Genomic DNA, 16,834 nt, shown 5'->3' with positions numbered 1-16,834 from the left:
GAGCGTCGGTATCCTCGGGAATCCCGTCTCCCAGGACCGATCAGGACCGACCGACCGAAGGACACGATCTTCGTGAGTTCCACGCGCCCGGCAGCCGTCATCGTTCTCGCAGCGGGTGAGGGGACCCGCATGAAGTCCGCGACCCCCAAGGTGCTCCACGAGATCTGCGGCCGTTCGCTGGTCGGCCATGTGGTGGCCGCCTGCCGCGCGCTGGAGCCGGACGAGCTGGTGGTCGTCGTGGGCCACGGCCGGGAGCGGGTCGCCGCGCATCTGGCCGACGCCGACCCCGGGGCGCGGATCGCCGTGCAGCACGAGCGGCGGGGCACCGCGCACGCCGTCAGGGCGGGGCTGGCGGAGCTGGCCGCGCACGGCGCCGACACCTCCGGCACGGTCCTGGTGACCTGCGGCGACATCCCGATGCAGCGGCCGGCGACGCTCCGGGCGCTGGCCGCCGCCCACGCCGGGCAGGGCAACGCGGTGACCGTGCTGACGATGGAGCTGCCCGACGCCACCGGGTACGGCCGGGTGCTGCGCGGCGCCGACGGCGCGGTGACCGCGATCGTGGAGCACCGGGACGCCTCGCCCGCGCAGCTCGCCGTGCGGGAGGTCAGCTCGGGCGTGTTCGCGTTCGACGGGCGGCTGCTGGCCGAGGCGCTGGAGCGCGTCGGCACCGACAACAGCCAGGGCGAGGAGTACCTGCCGGACGTGCTGGGCATCCTGCGCGACGCCGGGCACCGGGTCGGCGCCGAACGGGCCGCCGACCACGGCGAGCTGGCCGGGGTGAACAACCGCGTGCAGCTCGCCGTGGCCCGCCGGACCCTCAACGACCGCCTGCTGGAAGAGGCGATGCTCGCCGGGGTGACGATCGTGGACCCGGCCACCACGTGGCTGGACGTGACCGTGACGTACGAGCCGGACGCCGTCGTCCACCCGGGCACCCAGTTGCTGGGCACCACGCACCTGGCCGCCGGCGCCGAGGTCGGCCCGGGGTCCCGGCTGCGCGACACGTCCGTGGGCGAACGGGCCGTGGTGGTCCACACGGTCGCGGACAACGCCCGCATCGGCGCCGGGGCCAACGTCGGCCCGTACACCTATCTGCGCGGCGGAACGGTCCTGGGCACGGGCGCGAAGGCCGGGACTTTCGTGGAGATGAAGAACTCGGTGATCGGCGAGGGAACGAAGGTGCCGCACCTGTCGTATGTCGGTGACGCGACGATCGGTGACCACACGAACATCGGCGCCGCCAGCGTCTTCGTGAACTACGACGGCCAGGAGAAGCACCACACGACGATCGGCTCCCACTGCCGCACTGGATCGGACAATATGTTTGTGGCGCCGGTCACGGTCGGGGACGGGGTCTATACCGCCGCGGGTTCGGTCATCACGCAGGACGTACCGCCGGGATCACTCGCCGTAGCGCGTTCCCGCCAGCGGAACATCGAGGGGTGGGTCGCCCGCGAGCGCCCCGGATCGGCGGCGGCGCGGGCCGCCGACGCCGCCCTAGCTGCGGCGGAGCACAAGTCGGACGAGGACTGAGGGGGGCGTACCGTAGAGGTGCCCCATAGGGGTGAACGAGCGCTGTCGCGGAAGCCAAGGAGACGTACTGTGACCGGGATCAAGACGACCGGCGAGAAGAAGCTGATGCTCTTCTCCGGCCGCGCCCACCCCGAGTTGGCGAAGGAGGTCGCCGCGCAATTGGGCGTGGGGCTGGTCCCGACAAAGGCCCTCGACTTCGCCAACGGCGAGATCTATGTGCGCTTCCAGGAGTCGGTGCGCGGCGCCGACTGTTTTCTGATGCAGAGCCACACGGCGCCCATCAATAAATGGATCATGGAGCAGCTCATCATGCTGGACGCCCTGAAGCGGGCTTCGGCGCGGAGCATCTCCGTGATCATTCCCTTCTACGGTTATGCCCGGCAGGACAAGAAGCACCGCGGCCGGGAGCCGATTTCGGCCCGGCTGATGGCGGATCTGCTGAAGACCGCGGGCGCGGACCGGATCATCACGATGGATCTCCACGCGGACCAGGTGCAGGGGTATTTCGACGGCCCGGTGGACCACCTGTTCGCGCTGCCGGTGCTGACGAACTACATCGCCGGCCGGGTGGACCGGCAGAAGCTGACCGTGGTCTCGCCGGACGCGGGCCGGGTGCGGGTCGCGGACCGCTGGGCGGACCGGCTGGCGGCGCCGCTGGCGATCGTGCACAAGCGGCGCGACCCGGACGTCGCGAACCAGGTGACGGTGCACGAGGTCGTCGGCGATGTGCGCGGCCGGGTCTGCGTGCTGGTGGACGACATGATCGACACGGGCGGCACGATCTGCGCGGCGGCGGACGCGCTGTTCGCCAACGGCGCGGAGGACGTGATCGTGGCGGCGACCCACGGCGTGCTGTCCGGCCCGGCGGCGGACCGCCTGAAGAACTCGCAGGTGAGCGAGTTCATCTTCACCAACTCCCTGCCGACCCCGAGCGAGGTCGCGCTGGACAAGATCACGGTCCTGTCGATGGCCCCGACGATCGCCAGGGCGGTCCGTGAGGTCTTCGAGGACGGCTCGGTGACCAGCCTCTTCGAGGGCGACGCGTAGCCGTCCACCCCCCGCGCGGTCGCGGCCCCGGCCCCTGGCGGCCGGGGCCGCACGCGTGATTCGTCCCCTCCGCCCGTGACGGGTAGACTCGCCGCGTTGCTCGGCGAGGGAGGCCCGCAAGGGTCATCCGTTATCGACGCGCTCTTCGTGGAGGGCCCGCCCTGGGCCGGGTGACCGTTGTTCCGTTCCCACGGTTGACCTACGAGGAGTGCACCATGGCCGATGTGAAGCTGACCGCGGAGACCCGCACCGAGTTCGGCAAGGGCGCCGCCCGCCGGATCCGCGCGGCGGGCCGCGTCCCCGCCGTCATCTACGGGCACGGCACCGAGCCCGTGCACATCACGCTGCCGGGCCACGAGCTGATGCTCGCCCTGAAGGCGGCGAACGTCCTGATCACCCTCGACATCGAGGGCCGCCAGGAGCTGGTGATCCCCAAGGCCGTGCAGCGCGAGGCGATCCGCAACTTCCTGGTCCACATCGACCTGCTGATCGTCAAGCGCGGCGAGAAGGTCACCGTCGAGATCCCGATCCAGACCGAGGGCGAGCTGGCCCCGGGCGGCGGTGGTCTGCTGGAGCACGTGCTCAACGCGCTGCCGGTCGAGACCGAGGCCACCCACATCCCCGAGTCGGTCACCATCTCCGTCGAGGGCCTCCAGCCCGGCGACTCGGTGCTCGCCAAGGACGTGAAGCTGCCCAAGGGCACCTCGCTCGCCATCGACGGCGAGGACGTCGTCCTCCAGGTGCTCCAGCCGCAGGCCGAGGAGCCCGCCGCCGAGACCGTCGGCGCCGAGGGCGGGGAGCAGGGCGGCGAGGAGCAGTCCGCCGCCGAGTGACCCCGGGTACCGGTGGGAGAATGTGATCGTGGACGAACCCTGGCTGATCGTGGGGCTCGGCAACCCCGGGCCGCAGTACGCCGCCAACCGGCACAACGTGGGCTTCATGGTGGCCGATCTGCTCGCCGAGCGGATGGGCGGCGCCTTCAAGGCGCACAAGTCCCGTGCCGCCGTGCTGGAGGGCCGCCTCGGCGCGCCCGGCGCGGGCGGGCCGCGCGTGGTGGTGGCCAAGCCGCTGTCGTTCATGAACCTGTCGGGCGGTCCGGTCACGGCACTGAGCACCTTCTACCGGGTCCCCGTCTCCCGTCTGGTCGTCGTCCACGACGAGCTGGACATCGGCTACGGGGTGCTGAGGCTGAAGCGGGGCGGCGGTGACAACGGGCACAACGGCCTGAAGTCCCTGACCGCCTCGCTCGGCCGCGAGTACTACCGCGTCCGCTTCGGGGTCGGCCGTCCGCCGGGGCGGATGGACGTGGCGGCGTTCGTGCTGCGGGACTTCTCGGCGGCCGAGCGCAAGGAGCTGGACTTCTTCGTCGACCGCGCGGCGGACGCCGTCGAGGCGCTGGTGACGACGGGCCTGGAGAAGGCGCAGAGCACGTACAACGGCTGAACGGCGAAGGGCCGGGCGGACACGTCACGGGGACGTGAAACGGTCCACGACCGGATCGTTACCGGTGATCTTTGGGACATTCGGCGGCCAAGGGCGCCGAGGGGGGACAAGTCGTCCTTGTCATGCCCAGCTCTCCACAGAATGCTGGCCCGGCCCCCCGATGTTCATCACTTTTCCCCGGAGTTGAAAGCCCTATGCGCAAGCTGTCCATCCTGGGCGCGGTCGCCGCCGGCGCGGTGACGCTGATCGCGGGAGCCACGCCGGCTCTCGCCACGGAGCACGAGGTCGGGCTCCACCAGGACGAGCAACTGCCCATCGTCGCGGACGAAGCCGAGTTCTCGCAGGGCGAGGACTGCCCGCCGGTGGCGGCCGACCAGGACGGCTGGCACTTCGTACTGCCCGGCAACAGCACCGACTTCGTCGAGCTGCGTGTCACCTTCGAGCCCGGCGGCGAGGTGGTCGTCACCGACTTCGGCCCGCCGTCCGACAAGCACGCCTACGTGGCGTCCGCGCCGGGCGCCGCACTGGTCGCGGCCGAGGCCACCGTGCACGGCGACACGGTCGACTTCCGGCTGTCCCACACCTGCCCGGCGACCGAGACCGGCACCGCCACGACCGGCGGCGGCGAAGCGGCGGTGACCGGCGGCGGCGAGGCAGCGGTGACCGGCGGTGGCGAAGCGGCGGTGACCGGCGGCGGCGAAGCGGCGGTGACCGGCGGCGGCGAGGAAGCGGCCACGGGCGGCGACAGCGGCGGCGAGGAGAGCGGCGCGACCGCCGAAGGCACCTCGGGCGCCGAGCCGCAGGGCGAGACCGGTGAGGAGCCCGGTGGCGACCTGGCCGAGACCGGCTCGGGCATGCCGGTGATCGCGCTGTCCGCCGGGGCGGCGGCGCTGGTCCTGGCCGGCGGCTACCTGGCGCTGCGGCGCCGGAACGCGGCCCAGGGCTGACCCCGGGCCGTACGAACGCACACCCGGCCCCGGCGCGCACCCCGCGCCGGGGCCGGTCGTCACACGCGGGCCGGGACCCCGGGGGCCGTGGTGCGGCCGATCACCATCACCAGCACGGTCGCCACCGCGCACAGCGCGCCCGCCGACGTCCAGGCCAGGTCGTAGGAGCCGGTGGTGTCCCGGATCAGCCCGGCGCCGAACGCGACGAGCGCCGCGCCCAGTTGGTGCGAGGCCAGCACCCAGCCGAAGACCACCCCGGCGTCCTCCCCGAAGTGTTCGCGGCACAGCGCGATGGTCGGCGGCACGGTGGCGACCCAGTCGAGCCCGTAGAAGACGATGAACAGCACCATCGGCGGGTGCACGGCGTCCGCCCGCAGCACCGGCAGGCACAGCAGGGACGCGCCGCGCAGCGCGTAGTACACGGCCAGCAGCCGGCGCGCGTCGTACCGGTCGGTCAGCCAGCCCGAGCAGATGGTGCCGACCACGTCGAAGATCCCGATGACCGCGAGCAGGGAGGCGGCGACCGGGACCGGCATGCCGTGGTCGTGGGCGCCGGGCACGAAGTGGGTGGCGATCAGGCCGTTGGTGGAGGCGCCGCAGATCGCGAACGAGGCGGCCAGCAGCCAGAACACCCGCGTCCTGGCCGCGGCGGCCAGCGCGGCGAGCGTCCGCCGGGCCGCGCCGGGCGGCGCGGGCGGCGGGGAGACGTACTCCTCGCCCGCGCCGTACGGGCGCAGGCCCAGGGCCTCGGGCCGGTCGCGCAGCAGCCAGATCACCAGCGGCACCACGGCCAGCGCGGCGAACGCGACGGCCAGCGCGGCGACGCGCCAGCCCGGCCCCGCCGCGAGGAGACCGACCAGCGGCAGGAAGGCCAGGTTCCCGGCCGCGCCGCCCGCCGTGAGGATGCCGGTGACCAGGCCCCGGCGGGCCACGAACCAGCGCCCCGCGATCGTCGCCGCGAAGGCCAGCGCCATGGAGCCGGCGCCCAGACCGACGAGGACGCCCCAGCAGAGCACGAGTTGCCACTGCTCGGTCATGAAGACCGTCAGCCCGCTGCCCGCCGATATCAGCAGCAGCGCGCCCAGCACGACGCGGCGGATGCCGTACCGCTCCATCAGCGCGGTGGAGAACGGCGCGGTGAAGCCGTACAGCAGCAGGTTCACCGAGACGGCGAACGAGATGCCGCCGCGCGACCAGCCGAACTCCTCGTGCAGCGGGTCGATGAGCACCCCGGGCGTGGCCCGGAAACCGGCCGCGCCGATGAGGACGAGGAACGTGACCGCCGCCACCCACCAGGCGGGGTGCACACGCGGCGCGCGCCCGGGCGCGGCGGCGTCCGGGGACGAGGACGACGGGGTCCGGGAACGGATGGTCTGCGTCACCCGACGATCCTGCGATCCGGGCCCCGCGACGGCGAGTGGCCCGATGGCCATGATGTGCAAGGATCGGGCCATGAGCGCATCGCGTGTCTTCACCCGGCCGGGCCGTCACCGGGTCGCCGTGCTGGTCCGGCACGGCCTGCTCCCGATCGAACTGGGCATAGCGCACCGCATCATGGGCCGCGCCAAGGACGCGGACGGCCGCCCGCTGTACGAGGTGGTGACCTGCTCCCCGACCCCCGGCGTGGTCCGCACGGACGCGGACGTCACGATCAACGTGGCGCACGGCCCGGAGGCGCTGGCCGAGGCGGACACCGTGATCGTCCCGGCCGCCCACGAGACGGACGAGACGTACAGCGAGGGCCGGCTGCCGCCCGCGCTGGCCCGGGCCCTGGCCCGCATCCGGCCCGGCACGCGGATCGCGTCGATCGGCACGGGCGCCTTCGTGCTGGCCGCGGCCGGGATGCTGGACGGCCGCCGGGCCACCACGCACTGGGCCTCCTGCGACCACTTCAGGAGCCTGTACCCGCAGGTCCTGCTGGACGCGGACATCCTCTACACCGAGGACGGGAACGTGCTCACCTCCGCCGGTGTCGCCTCCGGCATCGACCTGTGCCTGCACATGGTCCGCTCCGACTTCGGCGCCGCCGTGGCCAATTCGGTGGCCCGCCGCACGGTCGTCCCGCCGCACCGGGACGGCGGGCAGGCGCAGTACGTCGAACGGCCCGTCCCCGCGCCGCGCGTGCGCTCCACGGGCCGGGCCCGTTCGTACGCGCTGGACCACCTCGACCGGCCGCTGACGCTGCGGGAGCTGGCGGCGCGGGAGGCGATGAGCGTGCGGACGTTCACCCGCCGGTTCCGGGAGGAGACCGGGCTGTCGCCGCAGCGCTGGATCGTGCTGCAACGGGTCGAGCGGGCGCGGCAGTTGCTGGAGGACAGCGACCTGCCCGTCGACCGGATCGCCCGCGAGGCGGGGTTCGGCACGGCCGCGTCGATGCGGCAGCACCTCCAGGCGGCGCTGGGCGTCTCCCCCACCGGGTACCGGCGGACGTTCCGCGCGTGACCGGATCGGTGGTGTCCCGGTGCCGTCCGGCATGCGGACGGCACCGGGCCGTGGTGTCCTGATGCCGTGCCCGCTCTGAGCTACTGCCTCCACACCGCGCCCGCCTCCGGCCTGCACAAGACGTCGGTGCTGGTCACCGGCGAACGCGAGGCGCTGCTGATCGACGGTCAGCTCACCCTGGCCGAGCAGCACCGCGTGCTGGCGGCGGTGCTGGACAGCGGGAAACGGCTGACCACGGTCTTCGTCAGCGCCGCCGACCCCGACTGCTGGTTCGGCCTCCAGGCCGTCCGCCAGGCGTTCCCCGGCGTGACGGTGGTGGCCACCGCCGCGACCGTCGAACGGATCAAGGACACGGGCGAGGCGCGCCTGGCGACCTGGCGGAACCTGGGCCGCAACCTGCCCACGGAACTCGTCATCCCCGACGTGCTGACCTCCGGCGTCCTGGAGTTCGAGGGCCGGGTGTTCGAGGTGCGCGGCGGCGACCCGGAGCTGGTGTGGCGCACGCAGTACCTGTGGCAGCCCGAGGACCGCGCCCTGCTGGGCGGCGCGCTGCTGTACGCGGGCGTCCACCCGTGGACGGCCGACACCGCCACCCCGGCCGAACGGGCCGCCTGGGACCGGGCGCTGGCCGGGGCGCGGCGGCTGGCGCCCCGGCTGGTGGTGCCGGGCCACCGCACCCCGGACACGCCGACCGACGCCTCGGCGATCACGTTCACCCGGGACTACCTGGCCGCGTTCGAGACGGCGGCGGCGCGCGCCGCGAACGGGGAGGCGCTCCGGGACGCCGTGCTCGCCTTCCGCCCGGGGCTGGCCGGAACACTGGCCCTGGAGCTGGGCGCCCGAGCGGCGACCGGCGAGATCGCCTGGTCCTGAACCGGCCCCGGCCGGGCCCGGCTCAGCCGGTGTTGCGCAGGCCCGCCGCCACGCCGTTGACGGTGAGCAGCAGGGCCCGGGTCAGGAGCTGGTCGGGCTCCTCGCCGCGGGCCGCGGCCTCCCGCTGGCGGTGCAGCAGCGTCACCTGGAGGTAGGAGATCGGGTCGAGGTAGGCGTCGCGGATGCGCAGCGTGCGCCGCAGCCCGGGGTGGGCCTCCAGCAGCTCGCTCTCGCCGGTGATGCGCAGCACCTCGGCGACGGTCAGCCGGTGTTCGGCCTCGATGGTGGCGAAGACGTGCCGCAGCTCCTGCGGGACGAGCGTCTCCACGTAGTGCCGGGCGACGCGCAGGTCGGTCTTGGCGAGCGTCATCTCGACGTTGGACAGGAAGTTGCGGAAGAAGTGCCACTGCCCGAACGCCTCGGCCAGCACGTCCTCCAGCCCCGCCTCGCGGGCCGCCTTCAGGCCGGAGCCGACGCCGAACCAGCCCGGCACGATCTGCCGGGACTGCGTCCAGCCGAAGACCCACGGGATGGCGCGCAGCCCGTCGAGTCCGGCGCCGCTGTCGGGGCGGCGCGAGGGGCGGGAGCCGAGGTGCAGCTCGGCGAGCTGGTCGACGGGCGTGGAGGCGAAGAAGTACGCCGGGAGGTCCGGGTCCTCGACGAGCCGCCGGTAGGCGGTGTGGGCGACCTGCGAGACGGTGTCCATCGCCGCGTCCCAGCGGGCCAGCGCCTCCTGCGACTGGCGGGGCGCGGTGTGCAGCGCGGACGCCTGGAGGGTGGCGGCGACCGTCAGCTCCAGGTTCTCCCTGGCCAGCGACGGCACCAGGTACTTGTCGGAGATGACCTCGCCCTGCTCGGTCACCTTGATCTCGCCCTCCAGCGTGCCCCACGGCTGGGCGAGGATCGCGTCGTGGGTGGGGCCGCCGCCCCGGCCGACGGTGCCGCCGCGGCCGTGGAACAGCCGCAGCCGCACGCCGTGCCGGTGCGCGACGTCGCGCAGCCGCCGTTGCGCGCGGTGGATCTCCCACTGGGAGGTGGTGATGCCGCCGAACTTGGAGGAGTCCGAGTAGCCGAGCATGACTTCCTGCACGTCGTCCCGGAGCGACACCAGCCGGCGGTAGGACGGGTCGGACAGCATGGCGTCCAGCAGCTCGTCCGCGATCCGCAGCTCGTCCGTCGTCTCCAGCAGCGGCACGATGCCGATCCTCGCCCAGCCCGCGTACAGGTCGATCAGTCCGGCCTCGCGGGCCAGCACGGCGGCGGCGAACACGTCGTCGGCGCCCTGGCACATGGAGATGATGTACGACTCGATGACCTCCGGCCCGAACGTGTCCAGCGCGCGGCGGACCGTCGTGAAGACGCCGAGCGTCCTGGCCCCTGCGGCGTCCAGCGGCGCCGGGGTCGGGGCCAGCGGGCGGCGCGACCGCAGCTCCTTGGCCAGCAGCTTGGTGCGGTACTCGCGCGGCATGTCCGCGTACCGCCAGGACTCCTCGCCGAGCCGGTCGAAGAGCTGACCCAGCGCGTGGTGGTGGGCGTCGGCGTGCTCGCGGACGTCCATGGTGGCGAGCTGGATGCCGAACGCGCTCAGCGTCCGCATCACGCGCTCGACCCCGCCGTCCGCGATCAGCTCGCCGCGGTTCTCCCGGAGGGAGGTCTGCACCATCAGCAGCTCCGCGAGCAGCTCGCCGGTGCCGAGGTAGTCGCGGCCGGGGACGTGCGGGGTGTCGTCCTTGAGCCGCGCCTTGGTGTTGAGGAGCTTCTGCCGGATGCAGGTGACCTTCATCCGGTACGGCTCCTCGGCGTTGAGCCGCTTGTACCGGGGGGTGATCTCGGGGAGCCGCTCCAGGTCCTGCCGGAGGGAGTCCAGCAGCTCCTGGCTGGCGCCGCAGTTGCGGATCGAGCCGGACAGCGCGCCGCGCAGCTCCTCGATGTGGCGGAGCGCGCCGTTGATGCCGTGCTCGTGCTGGAGGACCAGCACGTCCCAGGTGACGTCCGGGGTGACGTTGGGGTTGCCGTCGCGGTCGCCGCCGATCCAGGTGCCGAACGTGAGGGGCCGGCCGAGGGAGGGCAGCGGCGCCCCGGCACGTTCCAGCTCGGCGGCGAGGTCCTCCAGCACGTCCCCGACGGCGCCCGCGTGCAGCTCGTCCAGGTAGTACACCGCGTTCCTGGCCTCGTCGGCGGGCTCGGGGCGGGCCACGCGCAGTTCGTCGGTCTGCCAGATGAGGTCGATGTTCTCCGCCAGGCGCACGTCGGTGCGGCGCCGGTCGCCGCCGTGCTCCGCCTCGGGGTGGTCGAGCAGCTCGGCGATCTTGCGGAGCTTGGTGAGCACGGACCGGCGGGCCGCCTCCGTCGGGTGGGCGGTGAACACCGGCCGCACCCCGAGGTTGGCGACGGTTCGCCGTAGGTGGTCCGGGTCGGCGTCCTTCAGCATGTCCGCGGTGCGGGACAGTTCGCCGCCCTCGGCGGCGCGGCGCTCACGCAGCTCGCGTCCCCGGTGCACCTGCTCGGTGACGTTGGCGAGGTGGAAGTAGGTGGAGAAGGCGCGGACCAGCTTCGCCGCGGTCGCCAGGTCGGTGCGGCGCAGGAGGTCCGCCGCGGCCTCGCCGTCGGTGCGCGTCAGCGCCCTGACCCGCTCGACCAGCGCCAGCAGCTCGGGCCCGTCCTGACGGACCAGTGTCTCGCCGAGCAGGTCGCCGAGCCGGCGGATGTCGGCCCGCAGGGCGCTGCCGCTCTCGGACGCGCCGGGCGCGTCGGGCGCGTCGGGCATGTCGGGACTGGTCACGGCGTCGGAACTGGTCACGGTTGCGGCTCCTCGTGGCGGCTTACGGAGGAAGGTCGGGCGAGAGCGGACCGCGCTGTCCGGCAGGGCCATCGTAATGACGATTCCCCCACACTCCAGCTACAAAGCGGTCGCCCGGGGTAGACGGCATTGTGCCGACGGGGCGAACTGGGATACTTACGAAACCGTAGGTTACGGTCCCGTAGGTGGCCGAAACCCACACAGAACGCCCCCCTCACCCGAGGAACCACCCATGTCGTCCACTGACCACGATCTCGCGCCGTCGCCCAGACCCGGCGGAGGGTCCTCCGGCCGGCCGCTTCCTCCCGGCACGCTGGGCGGCGAGCACCGCCGCTCCCTGGAGCAGATCGCCCTTCTGCTGTTCATCGTCGTCCCCTTCCTCGCCCTGGTCGCCGCCGTGCCGCTGGCCTGGGGCTGGGGCGTGAGCTGGCTGGACCTCGGTCTGCTGGCGGCGTTCTACTTCATCGGCTGCCACGGCATCACCGTCGGTTTCCACCGGTACTTCACGCACGGCTCGTTCAAGGCCAAGCGCCCCTTGCGGATCGCCCTCGCCATCGCCGGTTCCCTGGCGGTGGAGGGGCCCGTCATCCGCTGGGTCGCCGACCACCGCAAGCACCACAAGCACTCGGACGCCGAGGGCGACCCGCATTCGCCGTGGCGCTACGGGGAGTCCGTGCCGGCCCTGCTGAAGGGCCTGTGGTGGGCCCACATGGCGTGGATGTTCGACACCGAGCGGACCCCGCAGTACCAGTACGTGCCCGACCTGCTGAAGGACCGCGACATCGTGCGGATCTCGCGGCAGTTCGCGCTGTGGACGGTGATCTCGCTCGCCGCCCCGGCGGTGATCGGCGGTCTGGTGACCTGGTCCTGGCAGGGCGCGGTCACCGCGTTCTTCTGGGGTTCCCTGGTCCGGGTGGCGCTGCTGCACCACGTCACCTGGTCGATCAACTCGATCTGCCACGCCACCGGCAAGCAGCCGTTCAGGTCGCGGGACCGGTCGGGCAACGTGTGGTGGCTGGCGGTCCTGTCGTGCGGCGAGTCCTGGCACAACCTGCACCACGCCGACCCGACGTGCGCCCGGCACGGGGTGGACCGGGGGCAGGTGGATTCCAGTGCCCGGCTGATCCGCTGGTTCGAGAAGGCGGGCTGGGCGTGGGACGTCCGCTGGCCCAAGCGGTCGCGTCTCGACGCCCGGCGCACGGCGCCCCCGGCGGGCGGGGCGGGGAGCCGGAGGGCCGGCCGGCGGGATAACCGGGGAGAAAACCGGAAAGAAAATGCCGTTGCCGACGCGGCATGATGTGGGCGTGGCGACCCAGAGCAGCGATGACAGGGAGAAGGAGAGGCCCGCCCGCCCGGCGCGGCGGGCCCGCCGGCGGATGACCGGCACGGAACGCCGGGAGCAGTTGCTGGACATCGGGCGCACGCTCTTCGCCGAGCGCGGCTTCGAGGGCACGTCGGTGGAGGAGATCGCCGCGAAGGCGGGGGTCTCCAAACCGGTGGTGTACGAGCATTTCGGCGGCAAGGAAGGGCTGTACGCGGTCGTCGTGGACCGGGAGATGAGCCGTCTGCTGTCCATGGTGACCGGCGCGCTGACGGCGGGGCACCCGCGGGAGTTGCTGGAGCAGGCGGCGTTCGCGCTGCTCGACTACATCGAGCAGTACACGGACGGTTTCCACATCCTGGTGCGGGACTCGCCGGTGGCGCAGGCCACGGGCACGTTCGCGTCGCTCATCGGGGACATCGCCACGCAGGTCGAGGACATCCTGGGGCACGAGTTCAAAAGCCGCGGGTACGACCCCAAACTGGCGCCGATATACGCGCAGGCGCTCGTCGGGATGGTGGCCCTGACGGGCCAGTGGTGGCTGAACGTGCGGCGCCCGAAGAAGGCGGAGGTCGCGTCGCATCTGGTGAATCTGGCGTGGCACGGCCTCCAGGGCCTGGAGCACCACCCGCGGCTGATCGGCCGCCGCAGGACCTGAGCACACGACACGGCTCCCCTTCCTGGACGGAAGGTCCGGGAAGGGGAGCCGTGCGTTGCGGAGCACCGGTCAGAAGGCCGAAGAACCCGGAGTCCGCGGGCCGGTCGCCGTCGTCGGGCGCCTCAGTGCTTGCTGACGCCGTTCTCCGAGAGCAGCGAGATGTCCGACAGGAGACGCGACAGCGGGTCGTCGCCGTCGACCTGGGTGGAGGCGTCGGAGCAGATCTGGTCCGGCTCGCTGTTGAGGACGTCGGCGATCGGGATGGCGATCACGTTGACGACGTTCTGGATCTCCTGGATGGGCAGGCAGAAGTCGTTGAACGACCCGTTGACCAGGGAGATGTTCGGGCTCATGTAGCCACCGGTGGTGGTGTTGCCGTACACCTGCTTCATGCCGTTGCCGTTCACCGTGGCGGCGCTGCCCGACTCGTCGTCGCCGCCGATCGCCATGGCAGGGGCCGCGGCGATGCCCGTCGCGCCGACGACCGAGGCCGCGACCGCGACCGTGGCAAGCGTCTTCTTGATCACTAGCTTGTCCTTCCGGGTTCTGGGATGCCCTGTGTCTGGAGCGCCCTGCACAACGCGCCTGGGGGGATTCGGTTGCCGCTGTTCACCCGAATCGCCCAATGCTGTTGCTCAATCAGCCGGTAGCACCGGGTTGCCCGGTTTGGGCGCCCCCCTCGCGCCGGGTCACGGCGAAGACGCGGCGGAACGGGAAGAGGGTGCCGTGCGGGCCGGGCGGGTAGGCCGTGGCCAGGGCGGCGCGGTAGTCGGCGAGGAACGCGTCGCGGGCCTCGGGGTCGGGCTCAAGGGCGGCGAGGACGGGCCGCAGGCCGGTGCCCTTGACCCAGTCCAGGACGGCGTCCTCGCCGCGCAGGACGTGCAGGTAGGTGGTCTCCCACACGTCGGGGGCGCCGCCGAGGGCGGCCAGGGCCTCGGCGTACGCCCGGGGCGTGAGCACCATGTCCGGGTGGCGCGGGACGCCACCGAGCCGGGCGCGCCAGCGCGGGCTCTCGCACAGGTCGCGCATCAGCGCGTGGCTGGGCGCCGCGAAGTTGCCCGGGACCTGGAAGGCGAACACCCCGCCGGGCGCGAGGCCGGCGATCCACTCGGGGAAACGGTCCGCGTGGCCGGGCACCCACTGGAGGGCGGCGTTGGACACGATCAGGTCGAACGGCTCGGCCGGCCGCCAGGTGGCGAGGTCGGCGGGGAGGAAGTCCAGGCGGCCACCGCCGGGGGTGGGTCCGGCGTGGGCGGCGGCCTCGGCGAGCATCTCCGGGGAGTTGTCGTATCCGGTGACGCGGGCGTCGGGCCAGCGCGCGGTGAGGGCGAGGCTGGGGCGTCCGGGACCGCAGCCGAGGTCGGCGACGCGGGGCGCGGCGGGCGCGGGCAGGGGCGGGACGCGGGCGAGGAGGTCGAGGAGCGGGCGGGCCCGGTGGCCGGCGTGCCGCTGGTACTGCGCGGGGTCCCACCGGGGCCGCGGTGCGTGTGCCATGCGGACGAGCCTGCCGATCCATATCTCTTGATGTCAAGAGACTTGAAGCCATGATGCTTTATGTCGTGAGACTTCATATCGACAGAACAATTAGACTGGTCCCATGGAGGACGAGGTGGACCGGCTGGTGGCGGCCTGGCGGCGCGAGCGCCCCGATCTCGACGTGGAACCGCTCGAAGTGCTCAGCCGCGTCAGCAGACTGGCCCGCCACCTGGACCGGGCGAGGCGCCTGGTCTTCTCCGAACACCACCTGGAGCCGTGGGAGTTCGACGTGCTCACCGCGCTGCGCCGCGCGGGCGACCCGTATCAGCTCTCCCCCGGCCAGCTCCTGACCCAGACCCTCGTCACCTCCGGCACCATGACCAACCGGATCGACCGGCTGGCCAAGCGCGGCCTGGTCGAGCGGCTGCCCGACCCCAGCGACCGGCGCGGTGTGCTGGTGCGGCTGACCGTCTCCGGCCAGCGTCACGCGGACGAGGCCCTGGCCGACCTGCTCGTCCAGGAACGCGCCCTGCTCGGCGACCTGTCCACGGAGCAGCGCCGCGATCTGGCGGCCCTGCTCCGCGCGTTGACCGCGCCGTTCGACAACACCCCGGTGTGACGCCCGGCCCTCGCGGGCCGGGCTCCGGGGCCCGGTCAGGGCACGGCCACCGGCGGGCGGGGGACGGGCCGTTCGGGGACGGCGGGTGCGGACGGCGCGGACCAGCGCGGGTCCACCATGACCCCGGCGGCGCCCAGCGGGGCGGTCAGGGCGCGCAGGGCGGGCTCCGAGAGGATGATCCACGCCTGGGCCGGGCCGAGAGCGGCGACGAGGCGGCGTCCGCTGGTGAAGCCGACGGCCGTGCGCACGCCCAGCGGGGTGCGGCAGAGGCGGGCGACGCTGCCCGCCGGGCCGGTCCGGACGGGGACGAGGAGGAGTCCGGTGGGGAGGGGGTCGCTGGGGTACATGACACACCTGCCTGGCGCCGTGCGAGAGGCCGGACGTCCGCCGGCCCGCTGGGCACGCTAGTGCGGGGAGCCGCGCGGTGCGGGCGGCGCTGACGGCTTCCTGACGGCGAAGCGGCGTTCGTTGACGCGGTCCGTACGGCGGGGCGCGAACGGCCGCCGGTCAGCCGCCGCCCGGTCCCGTGACGACCCGGTCGGGCGTGCGCAGCCAGATGTCCTGCTGGTCCTTGGTGACGGTGATCCCGAAGTCGAACAGGCGGGGTCGCCCGCGCGCCCGCCACCAGTCCAGGGCCCAGTCGACGTCGGCCAGCAGATCGCGTGGGCCGTGCCGGTAGGAGGCGCCGGGCGTCACCCGCGCCCAGGAGACCGTGTCGCCCTCGCCGTCCAGGAAGAACCAGTCGTCGTCGCCGCCCTGCCGGCAGTGCGCGACGCCGGGCAGCAGCACGCTCAGCGCGAACTCGCCGTGCGGGTCCACGTCGGACAGATCGACGGCCCGGCCGGCGAACCGTTCGGCCGCGCGGAAGGTCGCCGACCACACCCGGCGCGGGTCGATCCGGTTCACGCGCCCGCCGCGCACCGGAAGGAACGACTCCCCGCCGTGGAACCAGCCGCGCGCGGTGCCGTCCGCGCCGACCCGCATCCATATCAGCCCGCGGCCGTGGTAGTTGGGATACCAGGGGGTGACGATCTCGCCGCCGGGCCGGACCTGTTCCAGCCACGCGGGCGGGACGCGGCGGACGGCGGCGGTGGAGACCAGCCGGTCGTAGGGGGCGCCGTCCGGCCAGCCCAACTCCCCGTCGCCCCACACCACATGGGGTCGGTATCCGGAGTCCGCCAGCACCCGGACGGCCCGGCGCACCAGTGAGGCGTCGATCTCCACGCTGGTGACCTGGCCGGTCCCGACCCGCTCGCACAGCAGCGCCGCGTGGTAGCCGCTGCCGGTGCCCACCTCCAGGACCCGTTCGCCGGGCCGGGGTTCGAGCGAGGCCAGCATGTTCAGCAGGGCGGCGGGCGGGCTGATGACGCTGGTGGGCTCCTGGCCGGACGGGTCGAGCTGGGTGACGACCCCTTCCTCGGAGTACACCAGATCGGTCCACAGATCCGGGTTCTCCGTCCACCGGACCGGTGCCCAGCCGGGTCCGGCGGGGTTGCGGCGCCACACGGTCTCGGGCGCGAACAGGTGGCGGGGGACGCGTTCGAAGACGGCCTCCATCCACCCGGACTGGAAGTGCCCCCCGCGCGCCAGTGCCTCGGTCAGCCGCCGGCGCGGCGCTTCCATGTCGACGTCAACGCACACGTGCAACTCCGCGGGGGCCTCGCAACCTTGG

General features: G+C 73.0%; 16 protein-coding genes. 10 read left to right on the top strand and 6 right to left on the bottom strand.

Annotated features, from left to right (window positions below; translation table 11 throughout):
- Positions 1 to 72 precede the first annotated feature (72 nt).
- The 5 genes from glmU (at position 73) to BN2279_RS29775 (ending at position 4,973) form a co-directional block, all read left to right on the top strand.
- Positions 73 to 1,536, top strand: coding sequence for a bifunctional UDP-N-acetylglucosamine diphosphorylase/glucosamine-1-phosphate N-acetyltransferase GlmU (glmU, locus tag BN2279_RS05990; protein WP_079031884.1), 1,464 nt, complete (start codon positions 73 to 75; stop codon positions 1,534 to 1,536).
- 69 nt (positions 1,537 to 1,605) lie between these two features.
- The gene (locus BN2279_RS05985; protein ID WP_059007160.1) at positions 1,606 to 2,583 is read left to right on the top strand and encodes a ribose-phosphate diphosphokinase; all 978 of its coding nucleotides are present in this window, start codon (positions 1,606 to 1,608) and stop codon (positions 2,581 to 2,583) included.
- A gap of 215 nt (positions 2,584 to 2,798) precedes the next feature.
- Positions 2,799 to 3,416 (top strand): 50S ribosomal protein L25/general stress protein Ctc, encoded by a 618-nt coding sequence (locus BN2279_RS05980; RefSeq protein ID WP_059007157.1) that lies wholly within the window; start codon positions 2,799 to 2,801, stop codon positions 3,414 to 3,416.
- Between the two features lie 22 nt (positions 3,417 to 3,438).
- Positions 3,439 to 4,026 carry an aminoacyl-tRNA hydrolase gene (pth, locus tag BN2279_RS05975; RefSeq protein ID WP_199827640.1) on the top strand — a complete coding sequence of 196 codons (588 nt, stop codon included), beginning with the start codon at positions 3,439 to 3,441 and terminating at the stop codon, positions 4,024 to 4,026.
- Positions 4,027 to 4,220: 194 nt separating this feature from the next.
- The gene (locus BN2279_RS29775; RefSeq protein WP_059007155.1) at positions 4,221 to 4,973 is read left to right on the top strand and encodes an LPXTG cell wall anchor domain-containing protein; all 753 of its coding nucleotides are present in this window, start codon (positions 4,221 to 4,223) and stop codon (positions 4,971 to 4,973) included.
- Positions 4,974 to 5,032: 59 nt separating this feature from the next.
- Here the strand turns inward: BN2279_RS29775 and BN2279_RS05965 are convergent, their stop codons facing one another.
- The gene (locus BN2279_RS05965) at positions 5,033 to 6,355 is read right to left on the bottom strand and encodes an MFS transporter (RefSeq protein WP_059007152.1); all 1,323 of its coding nucleotides are present in this window, start codon (positions 6,353 to 6,355) and stop codon (positions 5,033 to 5,035) included.
- Positions 6,356 to 6,398: 43 nt separating this feature from the next.
- Here BN2279_RS05965 and BN2279_RS05960 point away from each other — a divergent pair, with 43 nt between their 5' ends.
- Together BN2279_RS05960 and BN2279_RS05955 are read left to right on the top strand one after the other, a co-directional pair.
- Positions 6,399 to 7,415, top strand: a complete 1,017-nt coding sequence (locus tag BN2279_RS05960) for a GlxA family transcriptional regulator (RefSeq protein WP_079031904.1) — start codon at positions 6,399 to 6,401, stop codon at positions 7,413 to 7,415.
- Between the two features lie 66 nt (positions 7,416 to 7,481).
- Complete coding sequence (locus BN2279_RS05955) at positions 7,482 to 8,288, top strand: MBL fold metallo-hydrolase (protein ID WP_059007150.1); 807 nt, start codon at positions 7,482 to 7,484, stop codon at positions 8,286 to 8,288.
- 22 nt (positions 8,289 to 8,310) lie between these two features.
- On the opposite strand, the gene ppc is transcribed toward BN2279_RS05955, so the two are convergent.
- The gene (gene ppc / locus BN2279_RS05950; RefSeq protein WP_079031902.1) at positions 8,311 to 11,055 is read right to left on the bottom strand and encodes a phosphoenolpyruvate carboxylase; all 2,745 of its coding nucleotides are present in this window, start codon (positions 11,053 to 11,055) and stop codon (positions 8,311 to 8,313) included.
- 265 nt (positions 11,056 to 11,320) lie between these two features.
- Here ppc and BN2279_RS05945 point away from each other — a divergent pair, with 265 nt between their 5' ends.
- Positions 11,321 to 12,385 carry an acyl-CoA desaturase gene (locus tag BN2279_RS05945; protein ID WP_059007147.1) on the top strand — a complete coding sequence of 355 codons (1,065 nt, stop codon included), beginning with the start codon at positions 11,321 to 11,323 and terminating at the stop codon, positions 12,383 to 12,385.
- On the top strand, positions 12,363 to 13,067 hold the full coding sequence (locus BN2279_RS05940) for a TetR/AcrR family transcriptional regulator (RefSeq protein ID WP_059007145.1): 705 nt from the start codon (positions 12,363 to 12,365) through the stop codon (positions 13,065 to 13,067). Before BN2279_RS05945 ends, BN2279_RS05940 begins: the two co-directional genes overlap by 23 nt.
- A gap of 122 nt (positions 13,068 to 13,189) precedes the next feature.
- On the opposite strand, the gene BN2279_RS05935 is transcribed toward BN2279_RS05940, so the two are convergent.
- Together BN2279_RS05935 and BN2279_RS05930 are read right to left on the bottom strand one after the other, a co-directional pair.
- Positions 13,190 to 13,594, bottom strand: coding sequence for a rodlin (locus tag BN2279_RS05935; protein ID WP_059007143.1), 405 nt, complete (start codon positions 13,592 to 13,594; stop codon positions 13,190 to 13,192).
- Between the two features lie 112 nt (positions 13,595 to 13,706).
- Positions 13,707 to 14,561 carry a trans-aconitate 2-methyltransferase gene (locus tag BN2279_RS05930; protein ID WP_059007141.1) on the bottom strand — a complete coding sequence of 285 codons (855 nt, stop codon included), beginning with the start codon at positions 14,559 to 14,561 and terminating at the stop codon, positions 13,707 to 13,709.
- A gap of 103 nt (positions 14,562 to 14,664) precedes the next feature.
- On the opposite strand from BN2279_RS05930, the gene BN2279_RS05925 reads away from it, so the two are divergent.
- The gene (locus tag BN2279_RS05925; RefSeq protein WP_059007140.1) at positions 14,665 to 15,162 is read left to right on the top strand and encodes a MarR family winged helix-turn-helix transcriptional regulator; all 498 of its coding nucleotides are present in this window, start codon (positions 14,665 to 14,667) and stop codon (positions 15,160 to 15,162) included.
- 35 nt (positions 15,163 to 15,197) lie between these two features.
- On the opposite strand, the gene BN2279_RS05920 is transcribed toward BN2279_RS05925, so the two are convergent.
- Together BN2279_RS05920 and BN2279_RS05915 are read right to left on the bottom strand one after the other, a co-directional pair.
- Positions 15,198 to 15,509 carry an SAV_915 family protein gene (locus BN2279_RS05920; protein WP_059007138.1) on the bottom strand — a complete coding sequence of 104 codons (312 nt, stop codon included), beginning with the start codon at positions 15,507 to 15,509 and terminating at the stop codon, positions 15,198 to 15,200.
- A 160-nt stretch (positions 15,510 to 15,669) separates the two neighbouring features.
- Positions 15,670 to 16,803 (bottom strand): methyltransferase domain-containing protein, encoded by a 1,134-nt coding sequence (locus tag BN2279_RS05915; RefSeq protein WP_159037082.1) that lies wholly within the window; start codon positions 16,801 to 16,803, stop codon positions 15,670 to 15,672.
- Positions 16,804 to 16,834 lie beyond the last annotated feature (31 nt).

The sequence above is a fragment of the Streptomyces specialis genome (assembly GCF_001493375.1).
GTDB classification, from domain to species: domain Bacteria; phylum Actinomycetota; class Actinomycetes; order Streptomycetales; family Streptomycetaceae; genus Streptomyces; species Streptomyces specialis.
Note: the sequence above shows the minus strand (reverse complement) of the source record. Positions and strands in the feature narration are given on the sequence as shown.

Coding starts and splice junctions, on each gene's coding strand:
- BN2279_RS05945 (WP_059007147.1), top strand. CDS start 11,321: ATGTCGTCCACTGACCACGATCTCGCGCCGTCGCCCAGACCCGGCGGA.
- BN2279_RS05920 (WP_059007138.1), bottom strand. CDS start 15,509: ATGTACCCCAGCGACCCCCTCCCCACCGGACTCCTCCTCGTCCCCGTC.
- BN2279_RS05960 (WP_079031904.1), top strand. CDS start 6,399: ATGGCCATGATGTGCAAGGATCGGGCCATGAGCGCATCGCGTGTCTTC.
- BN2279_RS05940 (WP_059007145.1), top strand. CDS start 12,363: ATGCCGTTGCCGACGCGGCATGATGTGGGCGTGGCGACCCAGAGCAGC.
- ppc (WP_079031902.1), bottom strand. CDS start 11,055: ATGCCCGACGCGCCCGACGCGCCCGGCGCGTCCGAGAGCGGCAGCGCC.
- BN2279_RS05925 (WP_059007140.1), top strand. CDS start 14,665: ATGGAGGACGAGGTGGACCGGCTGGTGGCGGCCTGGCGGCGCGAGCGC.
- BN2279_RS05980 (WP_059007157.1), top strand. CDS start 2,799: ATGGCCGATGTGAAGCTGACCGCGGAGACCCGCACCGAGTTCGGCAAG.
- BN2279_RS29775 (WP_059007155.1), top strand. CDS start 4,221: ATGCGCAAGCTGTCCATCCTGGGCGCGGTCGCCGCCGGCGCGGTGACG.
- BN2279_RS05930 (WP_059007141.1), bottom strand. CDS start 14,561: ATGGCACACGCACCGCGGCCCCGGTGGGACCCCGCGCAGTACCAGCGG.